Origin of the sequence: Frigoribacterium sp. CG_9.8 (genome assembly GCF_015751965.1) — a bacterium.
Lineage (GTDB): Bacteria > Actinomycetota > Actinomycetes > Actinomycetales > Microbacteriaceae > Lacisediminihabitans.
Window position 1 is genome coordinate 497,709 of the sequence record NZ_JADOVH010000001.1, and the last position, 17,071, is coordinate 514,779.

General features: G+C 64.0%; 16 protein-coding genes and 1 riboswitch. Of the genes, 12 read left to right on the forward strand and 4 right to left on the reverse strand.

What is annotated here, in order from left to right; translation table 11 throughout:
- Positions 1–16: 16 nt before the first annotated feature.
- Together IWX88_RS02555 and IWX88_RS02560 are read right to left on the reverse strand one after the other, a co-directional pair.
- Entirely contained in the window at positions 17–2,317 is a 2,301-nt protein-coding gene (locus IWX88_RS02555) for an ATP-binding cassette domain-containing protein (RefSeq protein WP_196826836.1), read from the reverse strand.
- A gap of 6 nt (positions 2,318–2,323) precedes the next feature.
- Complete coding sequence (locus tag IWX88_RS02560) at positions 2,324–3,004, reverse strand: ECF transporter S component (RefSeq protein ID WP_196826839.1); 681 nt, start codon at positions 3,002–3,004, stop codon at positions 2,324–2,326.
- A gap of 88 nt (positions 3,005–3,092) precedes the next feature.
- Positions 3,093–3,196, reverse strand: a riboswitch (TPP riboswitch).
- A 146-nt stretch (positions 3,197–3,342) separates the two neighbouring features.
- Here IWX88_RS02560 and IWX88_RS02565 point away from each other — a divergent pair.
- The 11 genes from IWX88_RS02565 to IWX88_RS02615 all read left to right on the forward strand — a co-directional run bounded on the left by IWX88_RS02565 (position 3,343) and on the right by IWX88_RS02615 (position 14,152).
- Positions 3,343–3,894, forward strand: a complete 552-nt coding sequence (locus IWX88_RS02565; RefSeq protein ID WP_196826841.1) for a carboxymuconolactone decarboxylase family protein — start codon at positions 3,343–3,345, stop codon at positions 3,892–3,894.
- Positions 3,895–4,112: 218 nt separating this feature from the next.
- The gene (locus IWX88_RS02570) at positions 4,113–5,657 is read left to right on the forward strand and encodes an APC family permease (protein ID WP_196826843.1); all 1,545 of its coding nucleotides are present in this window, start codon (positions 4,113–4,115) and stop codon (positions 5,655–5,657) included.
- A 4-nt stretch (positions 5,658–5,661) separates the two neighbouring features.
- Positions 5,662–6,369: a cysteine hydrolase family protein gene (locus IWX88_RS02575; protein WP_196826845.1), complete on the forward strand. Its 708-nt coding sequence runs from the start codon at positions 5,662–5,664 to the stop codon at positions 6,367–6,369.
- Positions 6,366–7,115: an SDR family NAD(P)-dependent oxidoreductase gene (locus IWX88_RS02580; protein ID WP_196826847.1), complete on the forward strand. Its 750-nt coding sequence runs from the start codon at positions 6,366–6,368 to the stop codon at positions 7,113–7,115. The genes IWX88_RS02575 and IWX88_RS02580 overlap by 4 nt, the downstream gene beginning before the upstream one ends.
- Positions 7,116–7,140: 25 nt before the next feature.
- Positions 7,141–8,505, forward strand: a complete 1,365-nt coding sequence (locus IWX88_RS02585) for a glutamine synthetase family protein (RefSeq protein ID WP_196826849.1) — start codon at positions 7,141–7,143, stop codon at positions 8,503–8,505.
- A 5-nt stretch (positions 8,506–8,510) separates the two neighbouring features.
- Positions 8,511–9,671 (forward strand): amidohydrolase family protein, encoded by a 1,161-nt coding sequence (locus tag IWX88_RS02590; protein ID WP_196826851.1) that lies wholly within the window; start codon positions 8,511–8,513, stop codon positions 9,669–9,671.
- Between the two features lie 59 nt (positions 9,672–9,730).
- The gene (locus tag IWX88_RS02595) at positions 9,731–10,486 is read left to right on the forward strand and encodes a class II glutamine amidotransferase (RefSeq protein WP_196826853.1); all 756 of its coding nucleotides are present in this window, start codon (positions 9,731–9,733) and stop codon (positions 10,484–10,486) included.
- Positions 10,483–11,136, forward strand: coding sequence for a GntR family transcriptional regulator (locus IWX88_RS02600; protein WP_196826855.1), 654 nt, complete (start codon positions 10,483–10,485; stop codon positions 11,134–11,136). The genes IWX88_RS02595 and IWX88_RS02600 overlap by 4 nt, the downstream gene beginning before the upstream one ends.
- Positions 11,137–11,187: 51 nt before the next feature.
- A complete protein-coding gene (locus IWX88_RS02605; protein ID WP_196826857.1) occupies positions 11,188–12,450 on the forward strand; it encodes a methylaspartate ammonia-lyase in 1,263 nt (420 codons plus the stop codon).
- Complete coding sequence (locus IWX88_RS02610) at positions 12,447–13,652, forward strand: CaiB/BaiF CoA-transferase family protein (protein WP_196826859.1); 1,206 nt, start codon at positions 12,447–12,449, stop codon at positions 13,650–13,652. Before IWX88_RS02605 ends, IWX88_RS02610 begins: the two co-directional genes overlap by 4 nt.
- Positions 13,649–14,152: a MaoC family dehydratase gene (locus IWX88_RS02615; protein WP_196826861.1), complete on the forward strand. Its 504-nt coding sequence runs from the start codon at positions 13,649–13,651 to the stop codon at positions 14,150–14,152. The genes IWX88_RS02610 and IWX88_RS02615 overlap by 4 nt, the downstream gene beginning before the upstream one ends.
- A gap of 34 nt (positions 14,153–14,186) precedes the next feature.
- Here the strand turns inward: IWX88_RS02615 and IWX88_RS02620 are convergent, their stop codons facing one another.
- Together IWX88_RS02620 and IWX88_RS02625 are read right to left on the reverse strand one after the other, a co-directional pair.
- Positions 14,187–14,948, reverse strand: a complete 762-nt coding sequence (locus IWX88_RS02620) for an SDR family NAD(P)-dependent oxidoreductase (protein WP_196826863.1) — start codon at positions 14,946–14,948, stop codon at positions 14,187–14,189.
- Positions 14,949–15,034: 86 nt separating this feature from the next.
- On the reverse strand, positions 15,035–15,637 hold the full coding sequence (locus IWX88_RS02625) for a helix-turn-helix domain-containing protein (RefSeq protein ID WP_196826865.1): 603 nt from the start codon (positions 15,635–15,637) through the stop codon (positions 15,035–15,037).
- A 179-nt stretch (positions 15,638–15,816) separates the two neighbouring features.
- On the opposite strand from IWX88_RS02625, the gene IWX88_RS02630 reads away from it, so the two are divergent.
- The gene (locus tag IWX88_RS02630; RefSeq protein WP_196826867.1) at positions 15,817–16,938 is read left to right on the forward strand and encodes a zinc-binding dehydrogenase; all 1,122 of its coding nucleotides are present in this window, start codon (positions 15,817–15,819) and stop codon (positions 16,936–16,938) included.
- The last annotated feature ends 133 nt before the right edge of the window (positions 16,939–17,071 follow it).

Below are 17,071 nucleotides of genomic sequence, written 5' to 3' on the forward strand. Positions count from 1 at the left end.
TTCGGTCGCAGCGTATTTAAAACCGGATGAAAGCAGGGATCGCCGCCACGACTAGAGCTCCGGCGATGAGCACTGTGTCGTTCCACCTCCACAGTGCGGGCTCCGCCCAGGTGCGGGGATTATTTCCCGCCCTGGCGGTGGAGAACCCGCGCGCGTCCATCGCCACTGACATCCGGCCGGCTGTATAAAGCGAGTGCACGAGGAGGGCGCCGGTGAGAGCGGCAAACTCTCGTACTCGGGCGCGGGGCGAGCGGGATCCATCGAGTCCCCGAATCCGGCGTGACTGTTGCAGCTGGCGCCACTGATCGGCGAGGTTCTCGAACTGCTGGAGTGCTGCGGTCGCTGCGACAACGGCCCGCTCTGGCAGCCTGAGGCGCTGCGCCAGATGATCCCCAAGCGCCGTCGGGTCGATCATGCTGGCCAAGTGGATTCCGGGGAGCACAAAGAACGCGATCCGTACTGCCGCCGTGGCGCCGGTCAGGGGATCCTGCCCGCGACTCAGGAGCCAGGTGGAAAACCCGACCGAGAGCACGGCCAGGAATCCGGGCACCAGTCGACGCCAGCGGATACTTTTCGGTGAAGCGATGAGCAGAAAAAATACGGTCCAGGCCGCGAGGCCAACGACACCCTGAATCACGCTGGTGATCGCAAACGATCCGAACATCAGGGCGAAGGATGCGCCGAGCAGGGATAGCGGTCCGCTCGAGTCGATGATCCGCTGCCGTGTGGGTGAGGATGTCGCCTCGTCCGGCAGCACGGATTCACCCGGCAGACCTCGGGCATCCGGCTGGGGGAGGGTGATGATGCGGTCAGCAATAGCTATGAGGAGAGGATCGTGGGTGGTCACCAGAATCGCGGTGCCAGCATCCCGCGCCGCAAGAACGACACCGACGACGGCCGCCCAGGACTGCCGGTCCTGGCCGACCGTCGGTTCATCGAGCACGAGAATCGAGGGTCCGTGCGCTACTGCCGTCGCGAGCGCCAGCCTCCGCATCTCGCCCCCGGAGAGGAGGTGCGGGTCGGAGTCGCACAGCGGTGCCAGCGACAGCACGGCAAGCAGCCGCTCCACCCGGTTCGAGGTGCCGACAGCCGAGGGATACAGCAGGCGCTCAGTCAACCGGGCGTCGTCCCGCACGGTTCTCCCGATCACGGTGAGTTCTGCGTTCTGTGGCACCCACCCGATCCGTGCGGCCAATGCGGGAGCCTGCCACCAGCCCGGTCGCGCCTCGCCCTTCACTTCGAGAGCGGCTGTCACTGTGACCTCTCCGCTCGTCGGTTTCTCGAGTCCCGCGACCAGGGAGGCAAGGGTCGACTTGCCAGATCCGCTCGGGCCGACCACGGCGACGACCTCGCCGGCCCGCACGCTCACGTTCGCATCGCGCAGCAGGTGGGTGGTCAATGGACGCCCCCCGTTGCCCAGACTCACTCTCGCACGGGTCAGGCCGACCTGCCGAGCCGTCACCGCGTCATCCCCATCCGATGACGTATGGCCGGCGGCGAGAATATTCCCGGAGTCATCAGCGCGAATCGGGGCGCACAGTGCCGGTGGTACGTCGAGAGGTGCCGGGGCCGGGAGACCCGGTATCCAAATGCCGTCACCCTGCAACAGCTCGGCATGCTGGTCCAGGGTGGAGCGCACCGGGCCGTCCGCGCGGAGTGTTCCGTCCCGTGCAAGCACGATGACCCGATCTACGAGCGCAATCCACGGTTCCAACCGATGCTCCACCACAATGACCGTCGCGGAGGAGGCGAGGACCGCGCTGCGGATTGCGGCGCGAACCGCACTGGCCGCGACCGGGTCGAGCATCGAGGTCGGCTCGTCGAGAAGCACAAGCCCGGGACCCATCACGAGCACCCCGGCGAGAGCGAGACGCTGCGCCTCCCCACCGGACAGCTCGGCGACCGGCCGGTCCAGTCCATACGGAAAAGTTACCTGAGCCAAAATCTTGCGGACAGCATCCGCCATGTCTTTCCTCGGAACACCCTCGTTCTCGAGCCCGAACGCGGCATCGCGGTAGGCGGTACCGGCAACCACCGCATCGGCGGGATCCTGCATCAATAACCCGACGGATGGCTGTGCTTCGGCAGACGCGGTCAGCGTCACGGTGCCCGCAAGATCGCCCGATTCCGATGACGTCAACACACCGGCGAGAGCGCGCAACAGGGTCGACTTGCCCGATCCGCTCCCACCAATCAGGAGAACGTGTTCTCCCGGCTCGATGGTGAAGGAGATGTCGAGGAGGATCGGAGTTTTTCGACCCATCGGGCGCCAGGTCAGGTGATCAACGGCGACTCGCACCCCGGGGGTGGGCGTCACCGGGTGTTATTCGGACTGCCGCAGCAGTCGTTCGTGAAATTCCTGCCCCGGGGGGAACGCGTTGAGCGCGCGTGTGCGGCTCAGGGAGCGCACGATCAGCCAGCCGAGCAGTCCAGCGATCAGTGCACCGGAGACCACGCCGCTTGCCAGGTAGATGAATTTCCAGGCCCAGGAGTACCCGGCCACGTAGGCCCACCACTCGTATCCGACGATTTCAAGGACTGCCGAGAACGCACCCCCGAGCATTGCGACCGGGATTCCGAAACGACGCCAGAGGAAGAGTGCAAAAATTATTTCGACCCCGACGCCCTGTAAGAATCCGGATAGCAGCACGGCGGGACCCCATTGGTTACCGAGGAACAGTTCGACGTTCGCCGCCACCACTTCGGTGAACAGCGCAGCACCGGGACGACGGATGACCAGCGCCCCCACCACTGCCGGCACGATCCACACGCCGAGCGCGAGTTCCCCGAGCGGTGGAAATCCGGCCGAGAGCAGACTGACACCGGGATATACGAAGGTGTCGAAGCCCCAGAAGATGACCCCGAAGGCCACCGCAAGTACCGCAGCCGTGACGAGGTCGACGCCACGCCAGGATCGCAGTCGGCCGGATGCTCGAATTGACGGCACGCTTTTGAACGCGCCTCCACGCCCCGACTTCGCGCGAATCGTTTTGTTGATGCTCATTGCGTTGTTTCCTCTCGTGGAATCCGGTGGATACCTCGAGGAAGTGACTTCGCCAAATGTGCCACACGAGCTGCGCATTCAGCAGAGGTCACTTGAGATCCCGACTCCCTTCGCCGGTGCTAACCGGAGCAGGTTCGAGGGTCTGCGGTTTCCCGCACTCTCAGCGCTCGAGGCGCTCCCCTGTCGTACTGGGAAAAGACTACAGCCCAGCCGTCCGTCCAAGACCTTGCCCGAGTTCTCGTTCGGGGTGCAACATGCTTTTAGGCTGGGTCAGCTTCGTGTTCGGGGTTTCACGCCCAGAACCATGTCACGCACAACGACCGCAAGGAAGAAAATCGATGACTCGCATTCCGACCCACACAGTTGCTAACGCCCCGGAGAAGTCGCAGGAAATCGCTGCACGATTTGAGAAGCGGATGGGCATGCTGATGAACATCCATGCCGGCATGGCGCACTCGCCGGTCGTGATCGCCGCCTATGAGGGCATCACCCAGGCGGTTGGCCGGCTCGGTACGTTCGACGCAAGAACGAAGGAGACGATCGCACTAGCGGTCGGTAACGAGGATGGCTGCGAGTATTGCCAATCTGCGCACACCATCTCGGCTCAGCGGGCCGGGCTCAGCGAAGAGGAAACTATTGCGATCCGGGCGGATCGAATCGATTTCGACCCGCGACTTGCCACGATGGCGGCGGTGGCCCGTGAGGCCGCCCGCAACACGGGCACCGTCACTGACGAGGTCTGGCAGGGCGCCCTTGATGCAGGGTGGAGTGAGGCCGAGCTCAGCGAAGCATTCGCCCATATCGCAGCAAACCTCTTCACCAACTACTTCAATCACTACGCCGGAACCGAACTCGACGTGCCGCGGGCGCCGGCGCTACCGGCGCCGTAAGAGTAAGCATTCAGCGTGCGGGCGCCGGTGTCGACTCGCACAGCAGTGCGAGCCGTGCGCCAGCGGGGACCCGCTCGTGCACGGCGGGATCCCGGTGTCGTGGCCGGAATCTTAATATGTGAGAAACATAATGGTGGTGCATCTGCAATACATCTGATATATCTATGGGATAGCAGGTATTCCCTGTTAACTTTCTACCCAGAAGGAGTGCCCAACCCATGTCCCATGCGCGTTCCGATATCACCGCCGCCGCCCCCCACGGGTTGCAGCGCGGAGTCCTCACAATACCGAACGCCATTGCGCTCTCGGTGGCCGCGATGGCACCCGTGCTCGCGGTCGTGCTCAACGCCCCGGCGGCTGCCGCGGCCGCAGGTGCAGCGTTGCCCCTGTCGTTCCTGATTGCCTTCATCGCCTGTGCCCTCGTCGGCAACACGGTCGTACAGTTCGCGAAGAAGCTGCCGTCCGCCGGTTCGTTCTACACCTTCAATCGGGCCGGACTCGGCCCCGCCGCGGGCTTCTTCACCGGCTGGCTGTTCTGGATCGGTTATGCGATCCTCGCACCCGGCCTGTTCACCGCCTTCGGTGCGTTCGTGCACGATTATGTGCTCGCTACTTTTGGCGCCGACGTGCAGTGGTGGATCTTCAGCATGATCGCTATGGCGATCGTCTTCGGCCTCTCCGTGCGCAGCATCAAGGCATCGGTCAACGTCGACCTCACCCTGTTGGTCGTCGAGGTGATTATTTTCCTCATCCTCGGTATCGTGGCCATCGCGACGGCGGGGTCGGGTAACAGCCCGACCTACTTCCTCACTTCGGTTGCCCCCACCGGCTTTGCCGGCGTCGGGCTCGGCGTCGTCTTCGGAATCCTCTCCTTCATCGGATTCGATGCGGCTGCCACCCTCGGGGAAGAAACGAAGAACCCGCGCAAGAGTATCCCGTTCGCCATCACCGGCGCACTCGGTGCCGTTGGGATCTTCTATGTGCTCATGATGTATTCGCTCGCAGCGGGTTATGGGCTCAACGATCCGGCGAAGATGGACGCGTTTCTGAAAGACCCGAACCCCTTCGTCACCCTGGGTGCCAACGTCACGCCCTGGTTGCTGCAACCGATCGAGCTCGCGGCGATCGCTGGCATCTTCAGTTGCTTCCTTGCCATTCACAACACCACCGTTCGCGTGATGTTCTCGATGGGGCGCGACCAGGTGCTGCCGGCTTCTCTTGGACGCATCCACCAGACCTGGTATTCGCCGATTCGCGCGATCATCGCGCAGTCGATCTTCACCGTGGTGATCGGCATCGGCGTCGGGATCTGGCTCGGCCCGGGTGCGACCGGCGCCTATGGCTTCACCGGAACAATCGGCACCGTCGCCATCGTGATCGTCTACATCATGAGCAATATCGCCCTAGTGAAGTACTTCTGGAAACTCGCCGAGCGCAAACTCGTCACGCACGTGATCGTGCCGATTCTCGGCGTGCTCGCCCTCCTCTACCCGCTCTACGCGGTCGCAAACCCGGCGCAGGCCTACCCCTTCAACCTCGTGCCGATCATCGTGCTCCTCTGGATCGGGGCCGGAGTGGTGCTGTACTTCTACTACAAAGCCAAGTCACCGGAGAAGATTGCCGCACTCGGTTCCTTCATCACCGAAGATGACCTGCCGGAGGGCGAACAGAATGCGGCGCTCTTGGCCGCGCGGGCTCCGTCGGTGCAGCATCCCACCGTCGCCGAGGAAGCCGCACAGCAACCGGAGACCACAGGAAACTGAGCCAATGATCAACGTTGACGGCAAGGCCGTCTACACCGAGCTCGTCGAACTCGTCGACGCGGCACACACCGCGCTGCTCCTGGTCGATATGCAACGCGACTTTATCGATCCGGACGGACTGTTCGGCGGGCTCGGAGTCGACCTCACAATGTACGAACGGTCGCGTCCGCGGCTGGCTCACCTGCTTGCCGAGGCGCGCCAGGCGGGGGCTCTTGTTATTCATGTTCAAAATACGGCCCTGCCAGACCGCATGAGTGACTCGTCCGCGCAAATCCGATTCAACCTGCGCATGCATGAGAATGCACGGCGGGAGGGACCTCCCCTTCGATACACGGTGCCGGGCACTCCCGGCTACGAGTTCGTTGATGAATTCCGGCCGATCGCAGGCGAACTCGTGGTGAACAAATACCGATCGAGTGCGTTCTGGGGTACGAACATGGAGATGCTGCTGCGAAGCAACGGTGTCGAGACGGTCGTGATCGGCGGGTGCACAACGGAGGGATGCGTCGAGTCGACGGCCAGGGACGCGATGTTCAACGACCATTACGTTGTCATCGCCTCCGACTGTGTGGCCAGCGACGACCCCGCGCAGCACGATGCATCCATGTTGCTCATGCGTCACCGGTTCGACCTGGCAACGGCGGCGGAGATCGCCGCGGTGTGGGTGCCTTCGACGGGTGCTCGACTAGACGCAGACGAAAGCGAAGAATGAAGAAACTCGACGGGCGCATCGCAGTTGTCACCGGTGCGGCATCGGGGATCGGCCGAGGAATCGCCGCCGCCTTCGCGCGGGAGGGTGCCGATATCGTCGTCGCCGACCTGGTGGCCCCGGGTGACGCTGCTGACGTTCTGGCAGAAATAGCCGAAGCTGGCACTCGCGGTGTCTTCGTGCGCACGGACGTGAGCGATGAATCAAGCGTGCGCGAGATGGCCAAGCGCGCGCTCGAGGAATTCGGGCGAGTGGACATCCTGGTTAACAACGCGGGGATCTTCACCGAATCGCTGCTCGAGGACATCTCGGTGGAGGATTGGGACCGGGTGGTCAACACGAACCTGCGCGGAACCTTCCTCTGCACGCGCATGCTCATCGGGCAGATGCTCGAGCGTGGTGACGGCAGGATCATCAACATCGCATCTCAGCTCGGCCAGATCGGCGGAGTCGCGGTGCCGCACTATGTTGCGAGCAAGGCGGGCATCATCGGCCTGACGAAGGCGCTGGCGCGCGAGGTGGCTGGCCGCGGCGTTCTGGTCAACGCCATTGCGCCAGGCCCGATCGAAACACCTCTGCTCGATCGGGAAACCGAGCAGTGGCGCAGTGCAAAGCTTGCAGAGTTGCCAATCAAACGATTTGGCCGGGTCGACGAAGTGACCCCGACCGCTGTGCTTCTTGCCTCGGCAGACGGTTCGTATTACGTGGGTCAGACCCTCGGCCCCAATGGTGGAGACGTGATGCTGTAGGCGGTCGCCTGCAGCAGAAGGAAGCATGACAGTGAATATTTCTGAAGTAGTCGCCGCCGCCCACGAGGCTGGGGTGAAGCTCATCCGTTTCGAGTATTGCGACGTGAGTGGCATTGCCCGCACGAAAGCGGTGCACGTGGCGCAGCTCGAGCACAAGCTGCTCGAGGGAGTGAGTCTCACCCGGGCCCAAATGTCGATCAACCTGCTTGAGCAGATGGTGCCCATCGAGGGTTTCGAACCGGTGGGAGAGATCCGGCTCGTGCCCGACCCGTCGACCTTCACCGTGCTGCCCTGGGCACCCGGCAGCGCAAGCGTGCTCTGCGACCAGCTCGGGCACGACCGCCTGAACTGGGGCGCGTGTGGCCGCTCCTACCTGAAGGGAATCATCGAGCGCGCCGCGAATCACGGCATCTCGGTGCAGGCCACGTTCGAGAACGAGTGGTATCTCGCCCGCGAGGTCGAGGGTAAATACCTCCCGTTCGACCTCCATGATCACGCTCCGGTCTACAGTTCGATCGGGCACGACCTCAACAACGACCTGATGATCGAGACCGTAGATGCTCTCGTCGCGCAGGGCATCGTGGTTGAAGCGGCAATCAACGAGTTCGGTGCCGGCCAGCAGGAGATCTCCATCCGGCACTCGAATGCGCTGGCGGCGGCGGATAACCAGATGAAGTTTCGCGACACCATTCGCGGGGTAGCTCTTCGCCATGGGCTGCTCGCCTCCTTCGCTCCGAAGCCGTATCCCGAGCAGGTCGGAAGTGGTGCGCACCTGCACTTCAGCCTGTGGGATCTCGCGGGAACGACGAGTTTGCTCTACGACAAGACCGCGGAAGGTGGCCTGTCGAAGATCGGCCGCCACTTCATCGCCGGGGTTGCCGAGCACCTGCCCGCGCTGGTCGCACTCACCACGCCGAGCTACAACTCCTATCGTCGGCTGCAGCCGAGTGCCTGGTCTTCGGCGACAACGGCCTGGGGATTCGACAACAAGGAAGCGGCCCTGCGGGTCTGCTCACCGTTTTTCAAACGCGAGGAGCAGAGCTTCAACATCGAGTTCAAGACCTCTGATGCCAGCGCGAACCCCTATCTCGCACTCGGCGCCATCATTGCCGCCGGCCTCGACGGCATCGAGCGGGAGTTGGATCCGGGCGAGCCAAGCGAACACGACCCCGCTCATCTCTCGGCCGAGGAACTCGCCCGCGGCAAGGTGCGCCCGCTACCCACCTCGATGTCCGCCGGCCTCGACCAGCTCGAAGCGGACGAGTTTCTCGTCGGAACCCTTGGCGAGTTCCTCACCCGCTGCTACCTGGGAGTACGGCGGTCAGAGGCTGAGGCCTTCGCGGCCGAAGACCTCGACTTCGAGATCCGTAACCACTTCTACCGGTTCTGAAGATCATGGGCTCCTTCATCGATCTCTCTAACATTCCCGTCATCGACAACCACTGCCATGCCGTCGAAGCAGTGCAGAGTGCCGACCCGGTGGAATGGCTGAGGCGGTTCACCGAGTCGCCCGATCCCGAGATGGCGAACGACCATGTGCGGCACACCGCGTTCTACCGGCGGCTAATGAGCCGGGCCGCAGAGTTTTATGGCATCGCCCCTGACCGGGAGGACGAGCTGTTGGCACACCGGGAGAAGCTGGGCGCGGCAGCCATGGTCACAGCGCTGTTCCAGGATGCCCGGATCGGCGGCGTCGTAATCGACACCGGGTATCCCGCCCCCGACAAAGCGATGGCACCCGCAGCTCTTGTCGAGGCAAGCGGCGCAGAGTATGTGGCGCTGATGCGGCTCGAAGTTGAATTCCAGCGGCTCATTACGCTGCACGATGATTTCGGTGACCTGATTTCTGCTGTTGGCGAGCTCGTAACCGACCTTCGTGCAACGGGCTTCGTCGGCTTCAAGAGTATTGCGGCCTACCGCACGGGGCTGGCGATCGAGCGCTGGGATACCAACGCCGCCCGTGTCGCGTTCGGGCAAGCCCGTGGCGAAGTCGCCGCGTCCGGACGCGTGCGCCTCGGCTACAAGCCGCTACTCGACACCCTGCTGCACATCGCATTTGAAGCGGCTGCGGCGCAGCGACTGCCGGTGCAGTTTCATGTGGGCTACGGCGACCCCGACGTCGATATTCGCCAGGCGTCGCCACTTCAGCTGCGAGCCCTGTTTGAAGAACCGGCCTACCGTTCGATGCCGATCGTCATGCTGCACGGATGCTGGCCATACTTTCGGGAGGGCGCCTATCTTGCAGCGGTATACGGCAACGCCTACCTCGATGTGTCGTATTCGATTCCATTTCTCTCGAGGTCCGAGATGACATCGATGACGAGGGCGGCCCTCGGTGCAGCGCCGTTCAGCAAGGTGATGTACAGCTCTGACGCGGTCGGGATTCCCGAGATGCACTGGATGGGCGCGATCGAGGGCCGACAGGCGATCGGCACAGCGCTTGGCGAGATGGTCGACGCCGGTGAGCTGAACCAGAGCGAGGCGCGGGATGCCGGCCGGCTGATGCTCAATGCGACGGCCGCCCGACTCTACGGGCTCTCCGAGGCCGCCCGATGAGCACCGTTATCGGCGGCGGTTACCCGCGCATCTTCCATCACCCGCGAAGGAGCCTCTGAATGTGTCGCCTGCTCGGCTTCGTTTCCCGCCATCCCGTGACCCTCAGCCAACTCCTCGGGGATGAGGAACTCGCTGAATTTACCGAACTCGCGTGCAAACACGGCGATGGATGGGGATTCGCCTGGGCAACCTCTACCGGTGTCGAGGTAGCCAAGGCTCCCGATTCGGCCCGCGACAGCGCTTTGTTTGCAACGGTTGCCGCCCAACAGAAGGCCGATCTCGGACTGCTGCACCTGCGCTGGGCAACCCTCGGCCTCGGTGTCACTTTAGAGAACACCCACCCGTTCACCGACGGCACTATCGCGTTCGCGCACAACGGTTCGGTGAAGCCCCCGGAGTCGCTCGATGCGCTCATTCCCCGTGATCTTGCTGCAGAGCGGCGGGGCACAACCGACAGCGAACGGTACTTTCTCGCGATGCTCGGCGCGGCGCGATCCGGGGATCCGGCCACTGCGCTCGAGCGCATCGCCTCACGTATTTCTGCGGAGTGCGCCTTCAGTAGCGTTAACGCCATGACCGTGACATCCAATCAATTGCAGGTTCTCAACCTGTTCGACCCGGTGGCCGAAGCCCGAGAAGCCGAGCCGCACTACTACCGAATCGGATATCGGGTCGACTCCGATGCCGTCGTGGTCTCCTCGAGCGGCTGGGGGTCGGGATGGACGTTCTTGCAGAACGGCGAAATGCTGACCGTCGACCGCGCGACCCTGGGAATCCAGATCCGTCGCGTGGCAGCTGCCCCGGTGGCACCATGACACTCGCCGACACCGGGCTGGATCTGCGCGCCAGCGAAATCGCCTACAACGAATTACTCGGGCGCATTGTCGACCTGCGATTGCCTCCGGGTTCGGTCATCAACGAGAAGGCGATGGGCGCAGAGCTGGGGATCGGGCGGATGCCGGTGCGTGAGGCCATCGCCCGTCTCGCGACCGGGCGCTTTCTCACCGTGCTCCCGCGCCGGGGTGCCGTCGTGAGTCCGATCGGCCTGACTGACGTTCTCGACATGTTCGAGGCGAGAGAAGCCATCGAATGTGGAGTGGTCTATATCGTGGCAGAGCGTGCTACACCGGCCGAGCTCGCGATCCTGCGTGATCTTGTCGCCCGTGCCGACACTGCGCGAGCCGGCACCGATCATGAAACCTATCTGCGCGCCGACCACGCGGTGCACGCCTATCTCGTGCACATGGTGCACAACGGGTTGCTGCAGGACGCGGCAGACCGCCTGCTTCTGCACAATTTGCGGTTCTGGCACCTGTATTGGTCGACCCGGCCTCCGCAGGCGTCGACGATGATGTCGCACTCTCGCCTCGTCGAAGCGCTCGAGTCGCATCATCCGGAAGACGCCGCTCGCGCCATGCGTGATCACCTGCAGGAATCCCGGGCTCTCGTGCAGGAGGCGTTCTGAGCAGTCGTCTCGACCATTCGTGACCAGGGAAGAAATCGATGAGGAGAGTGCATGAAGATCACTGAGGTGCTGGCTGTGCCGGTGCGAGCAGGGTTCTTCGCCGACGACCAGGCCGCCATCCTCGCTGGAGCGGTGCGTGCTGGCGCGAGCTATCTCGGGTCGCCGGTCACGCCCGGTTTTCGGGCCGTACGCCAGCCCGGCGAGGCGGTCTCGGTGATGCTCCTGCTCGATGATGGCCAGGTCGCCTACGGAGATTGCGCCGCGGTGCAGTACTCGGGCGTCGGTGGCCGGGATGCCGTGTTCGACGCTGCGCAGGCTGCGACGCTGATCCTCGAGCAGGTTGCGCCGCTGTTGCGCGAGCACCAGCTCACCGATTTTCGGAGCATCGCCGCGCTGATCGACACGCTTCAGGTGCACGGGCATCCGCTGCACAGTGCGATTCGGTACGGCGTGACCCAGGCGCTCCTGGATGCCGTGGCACGGTCGCGCGGCCTCACGATGGCCGAGGTCGTGCGCGATGAGTACCACACCGGTGCCGAGATCGTCCCGGTGCCCATGTTCGTGCAATCGGGTGATGACCGCTACGACAATGTTGACAAAATGATTCTGAAGCGAGCGGATGTCCTGCCCCACGGTCTCGTCAATAATGTCGATACCAAGCTCGGTCGCGACGGGCAACTGCTGCGCGATTACGTTCTCTGGGTGCGCGATCGGATCCTCGCGCTGCGCGACGGCACCGACTACGTGCCGGTGCTTCACATCGACGTCTACGGCACGATCGGCGAAGCGTTCGGCGGTGATACGCACCGCATCGCTGACTATCTGGTGGCCCTTGGCGAAGCGGCAGCCCCGTTCCGGCTTCGAGTCGAGCACGCGATCGACGCGGGCAGCCGAGATGGCCAGATCGCGGCCTCTGCGGCTCTGCGTCAGGCACTCCGGGTACGCGGTAGCGACGTGCAGATCGTGGTCGATGAGTGGTGCAACACCCTTGACGACATCCGACTGTTCGTTGCGGCGGGGGCAGCGGACGTCATCCACGTGAAGACACCGGACCTCGGCGGCGTCAACAACACGATCGAGGCGCTGCTGCTGGTGGCCCGCGGCGGACTCCTTGCCTATTGCGGGGGCACCTGCAACGAAACAGACCGCTCCGCACAGGTGAGTGCGAACATCGCAATGGCGTGCTCGGCAAGCCAGGTGCTGGCCAAGCCGGGGATGGGCGTTGATGAGTCGATGATGATCGTCGGCAATGAAATGACTCGGGTCGCCGCACTGGTGGCCGCCAGGGCGCGGCGAGGAGAGTCGGTGCGATGAAACCTCTCGAAGATCTGCGAATCATCGCCATCGAGCAATACGGGGCCGGGCCGTTCGGCAGCGTGCACCTTGCCGACCTCGGTGCCGAGGTTATCAAGATCGAGGATCCGGCCTCCGGCGGCGATGTCGGCCGCTACGTTCCGCCCTTCCAGCAGGGTGAGGACAGCCTGTTCTTCGAGGCGTTCAACCGCAACAAGCGCAGCATCAGCATCAACCTCAACACGGAAGCCGGGCGCACCGTTTTTCATGACCTGGTGCGGGTGAGCGATGTCGTCTACTCGAACCTGCGCGGTGATGTGCCGGCAAAAATCGGCATCACCTACAACGATCTGCGCCACCTCAATCCCGCGATCGTCTGCTGTTCACTGAGCGGATTCGGCATGACCGGGCCGCGCAGCGCCGAACCCGGCTACGACTATGTGCTGCAGGGCATTGCCGGGTGGATGGACCTCACGGGGGAGCCATCCGGACCGCCCACCAAGTCCGGCCTGTCGCTGGTGGACTATTCCGGTGGGCTCGTCGCGGCCATCTCGATGCTTGCGGCTGTACACGCTGCCCGGCGCGACGGCATCGGCACGGACTGCGACATCAGCCTGTTCGACACCGCTCTGACGATGCTCACCTACCCGGCGATCTGGGCGTTGAACGGTGACTTCGTGCCGACTCGAACCCACAACTCCGCGCACCCTTCGCTCGTGCCGTTCCAGGCCTTCGAGGCGAGCGACGGCTGGATCGTCATCGCCTGCCCGAAGGAGAAATTCTGGAAGCGTCTTGCCGCGACCATCGGACGACCGGAGCTCGGCACAGCTGAGCTCTACGCCACCTTCACCGAGCGTCGCGAAAATGCCGACACACTCCTGCCGATGCTCGATGCGGTCTTTGCCAGCCGTCCTGCGCTCGACTGGCTGACCGAGCTTCGCGCCGCCGGAGTGCCGTGTGGGCCAGTGAATACGGTGCAAGAGGCTTTGACGGATGCCCAGACCGAGGCGCGCGAAATGATCGTCGAGACCGAGCATCCGCGGTTCGGTACGGTACGCCAGGTGCGGAGCGCTGTGCGGGTGGGAGACGCGATGCCGGAGTACCGAAGAGCGCCGCAGCGCAACGAGGATGCGGACTATGTTTTGCGGCAGGTGCTCGGCTACGACGCCGATCAGATCGCCGTTTTTGCCGAGATAACCGAACAGCTCGAGGGGGCATCATGACTGTGCGCGAGGGCTGGAACGGCAGATTCTTCGAGGACTTCGAGGTTGGTGATGTCTACCAGCACGGACTCGGGCGCACGATCACCCAGGCCGATAACATCTGGTTCACACTGCTCACCCAGAACACCGCGCGCGTGCACTTCGACTCCAATTACGCGAAGCAGACCGAGTTCGGCCGTCCACTGGTCAACTCGACGTTCACGCTCGCCCTTGTGACCGGCCAGTCCGTCAACGATGTCTCCTACAACGTAATGGCGAACCTGTCGTGGAATGACGTTCAGTTGCCGAACCCGCTGTTCGAGGGAGACACCGTCTATTCCTCCAGCGAGGTGATCGCCGTGCGCGAGTCACGTTCGCGCCCGAATGTCGGCATCGTCACGGTGCGAAGTGTGGGAGTGAACCAGAGCGATGTGCCGGTCATTACGTTCGAACGCACCGTGATGGTCTATCGGCGTGGCTTCGGGCCACCGTCGCGGCCCGTGGCATCCCCACCCCAGTAATGTAGCGGCCCCCGTGACGTAGCGGCCCCAGCGGTCAGCTGGGCCAGACGACGGTCAGGCCGCCGTCCACGGTGAGCTTCTGGCCGCTGATGTAACTGGCGGCATCGGAGAGCAGAAACAGGATGGCCTGGGCGATTTCGTCGGGCTGCCCGACGCGGCCCAGCGGGATTGCTGCCGCCGACTGAACGAGACCGTCCGCGCCCCCCGAGTTGACCGGATCGAGCGATTGTGGCGACTCGATGACCCCCGGAAGGATCGCATTGATGCGCAGTTGCTGCGGACCGAGTTCGAGCGCAGCGCTCTTGACCAAACCGATCAGACCCGCCTTTGCGGCCGTGTAGGGGGTGTGGCCCTTCCAGCCCACGGCGGCGCCCGCGATGGAGGAGACCACCACGATTCCGCTCCCCACCGTGAGGTGAGGGGTGACCGCACGGATCGTGCGCATCACACCGGTGAGGTCGATGTCGATGATGCGGTTCCAGTCGCTGTCTTCGAGCACAGCCAATGGAGCCCGTTTGAGGATGCCTGCATTCGCAACCGCACCGTCGAGACGACCGTACCGGGCCAGGGTCTGATCGACCGCGTTAGCCAGCTCATCGGTGTCTTGCACGTTGGCGGCGACGGCGAATGCTGCCCCTCCCGCATCAACGATCTCGGCCACCACGGCTTCGGCGTCGTAGGGGTCCCCGGCGAAGGTTCCGACGGCGACCGCGTAGCCCGTACTTGCCGCACGCAGCGCCGTTGCGCGCCCGATCCCACTGGCTGCTCCGGTGATGAACAGTGCGCGTTCCGACATTGCATTAGCTCCCCGCTGGCGGGCCACGGGTGGGTCCGGTGTCCCTATTATCCGGCTAACCGCATCGGTCTCAGACCGGCGTATATTCAACCGCGCAGCGCCTGCGGGAGCAGGTCGCGGGGCAGTGGCGGCGCGATCACCCACAGCACTTCGGCCGGCGAATTGCCCGGGTTCGACCACTCGTGCAGTAGACGTGCGGAGAAGGTGGTCGACTCGCCTGCCAGCAGTGGTCGGGGTACCGAGTCGACGATCAGGTCGAGCTGACCCTGCAACACAGTGACAAAAATTGTGGTGGCAGCGAGGGTGTAGGCGCCCGCGGAGCCTCCGCCGGCACGGAGCCGGGTGCGCATCACCTGAATGAGCTCTTCGTCCCGCGGTGTCAGGAGGTACTCGTCGATGTCGACTCCACCCATCTGGAGGCGCGAGCCCTCGCGCACCACGGTTTCGTCGGGGTATTCGAACAGAGAGCCGATGTGAATGCCGATGGCCTCACAGATGCGCAGCAGAATCGGCACCGAGACCCGCGAGTGCCCACGCTCGAGCAGGCTGAGGAATCCCTTGGTCACACCGGTGCGTTCGGCCACCTCGAGGAGGGTCAGTTTGCGCGCCAGTCGCAGTTGGCGAAGCCTCTGGCCGGCCTCGTTCATGCCGGAGGAGGCATCCGGCGCATCGGAGGGTTCGTGCACCATCCAGCTCCCCGTTCGATTCGCGGCAGATCGTTGACATGGCAGATTCGATCTGACACGATTCAGTAAAGTTTAGTGATGCTAAACCCTGCCGTTATCGTCGAAAAGTGGAGTGCCATGATCGTGCCCGCCATTTTGTCACCCGGTGCCTCGCGTGGTGCGCCACGGAGCGGGGTGCCGCGATGAAAGCCATCGTCTTCGAGACCCCGGGGTCAGCGCCCGTTTTCACCGAGGTCGACCTTGCACCGCCGAGAGCCGGCGAAGTGGAGGTGACGATCGCCGCCGCCGGGGTGTGCCACTCCGATTTGCACGTGATTTCGGGGGACTGGCAGATCGCGACGCCCGTCGTGCTCGGCCACGAGGGCTCTGGCGTCGTCAGCGCGATCGGGCCGGGCGTTACCGACCTCGAGGTCGGTGATCACGTCGTGCTGTCCTGGGTGCCCGCGTGTGGCGTATGCCGCTACTGCCTCGCCGGCCGACCCGCGCAGTGCGTGCTGGTGGCCGAGGTGGTCGCACCCCTCGGCGTGCTGCACGACGGAACCAGCCGGCTGTCGAAAGACGGTCGCACCCTGCACCATTACCTCGGCGTCTCCTCGTTCGCCGAGCGGGTCGTTGTGCCGGTCTCCGGCGCCATCCGCGTGCGCAAAGATGCCCCGCTCGACCTGCTCGCACTGGTCGGCTGCGCTGTCGCCACGGGGGTCGGGGCAGTGATGAAGACCGCGAATGTGCAGCCGGGTTCCACTGTCGCCGTCATCGGCTGTGGCGGAGTCGGGCTCAACTGCGTGCAGGGCGCGCGTCTGGCCGGCGCCGCGCGAATAGTCGCCGTCGACATCGAGCCGGAGAAGCTCGAGCTTGCCCGCCGACTCGGTGCCACGGATGTCATCGACAGCAGCCGAACGGATGCCGTGGCCGCATTGTCAGCGGCGGTACCGGAGGGCCTCGACTACATTTTCGATGCCATCGGGAAGATCTCCACCACCGAGCAGGCCATCGCCGCCCTCGGACTCGGCGGGGCTGCCGTGATCGTGGGCCTCCCACCCACCGGGCAGCATGCCCGGTTCGACCCGTTGGCGCTCGCCGAGGCTGACCAGCGCATTCTCGGCTCCAATTACGGCTCCGTTGTGCCGCAGCGGGATATTCCGTGGCTTGTCGACCTCTACATGGCGGGCGATCTCGATCTCGAGTCACTCGTCTCTGCCCGCCGACCCCTGTCAGAGGCGCCCCAGGCCCTCGCCGACCTGGCGGCCGGACACGCCCTTCGCCAATTGCTCGTCAGCACGCCAACCCCTCCAGGGCAGGAGTAGTCATCTCCGCGTCTGACCCACACGACTGATCACCGTACCCACCTGAAGTCAGGGGAGTGGTGAATGGGGAGACGCGCCTGTGCGCACCGGCAGCCGTCTCCGGCACAGTAGGGAAATCCCCTATTCACGAATG

Bases quoted from the DNA above. Each gene is read 5' to 3' on its own strand.
- IWX88_RS02560 (WP_196826839.1), bottom strand. From the start codon at position 3,004: ATGAGCATCAACAAAACGATTCGCGCGAAGTCGGGGCGTGGAGGCGCG.
- IWX88_RS02565 (WP_196826841.1), top strand. From the start codon at position 3,343: ATGACTCGCATTCCGACCCACACAGTTGCTAACGCCCCGGAGAAGTCG.
- IWX88_RS02570 (WP_196826843.1), top strand. From the start codon at position 4,113: ATGTCCCATGCGCGTTCCGATATCACCGCCGCCGCCCCCCACGGGTTG.
- IWX88_RS02575 (WP_196826845.1), top strand. From the start codon at position 5,662: ATGATCAACGTTGACGGCAAGGCCGTCTACACCGAGCTCGTCGAACTC.
- IWX88_RS02580 (WP_196826847.1), top strand. From the start codon at position 6,366: ATGAAGAAACTCGACGGGCGCATCGCAGTTGTCACCGGTGCGGCATCG.
- IWX88_RS02585 (WP_196826849.1), top strand. From the start codon at position 7,141: ATGACAGTGAATATTTCTGAAGTAGTCGCCGCCGCCCACGAGGCTGGG.
- IWX88_RS02590 (WP_196826851.1), top strand. From the start codon at position 8,511: ATGGGCTCCTTCATCGATCTCTCTAACATTCCCGTCATCGACAACCAC.
- IWX88_RS02595 (WP_196826853.1), top strand. From the start codon at position 9,731: ATGTGTCGCCTGCTCGGCTTCGTTTCCCGCCATCCCGTGACCCTCAGC.
- IWX88_RS02600 (WP_196826855.1), top strand. From the start codon at position 10,483: ATGACACTCGCCGACACCGGGCTGGATCTGCGCGCCAGCGAAATCGCC.
- IWX88_RS02605 (WP_196826857.1), top strand. From the start codon at position 11,188: ATGAAGATCACTGAGGTGCTGGCTGTGCCGGTGCGAGCAGGGTTCTTC.
- IWX88_RS02610 (WP_196826859.1), top strand. From the start codon at position 12,447: ATGAAACCTCTCGAAGATCTGCGAATCATCGCCATCGAGCAATACGGG.
- IWX88_RS02615 (WP_196826861.1), top strand. From the start codon at position 13,649: ATGACTGTGCGCGAGGGCTGGAACGGCAGATTCTTCGAGGACTTCGAG.
- IWX88_RS02620 (WP_196826863.1), bottom strand. From the start codon at position 14,948: ATGTCGGAACGCGCACTGTTCATCACCGGAGCAGCCAGTGGGATCGGG.
- IWX88_RS02625 (WP_196826865.1), bottom strand. From the start codon at position 15,637: ATGGTGCACGAACCCTCCGATGCGCCGGATGCCTCCTCCGGCATGAAC.
- IWX88_RS02630 (WP_196826867.1), top strand. From the start codon at position 15,817: ATGAAAGCCATCGTCTTCGAGACCCCGGGGTCAGCGCCCGTTTTCACC.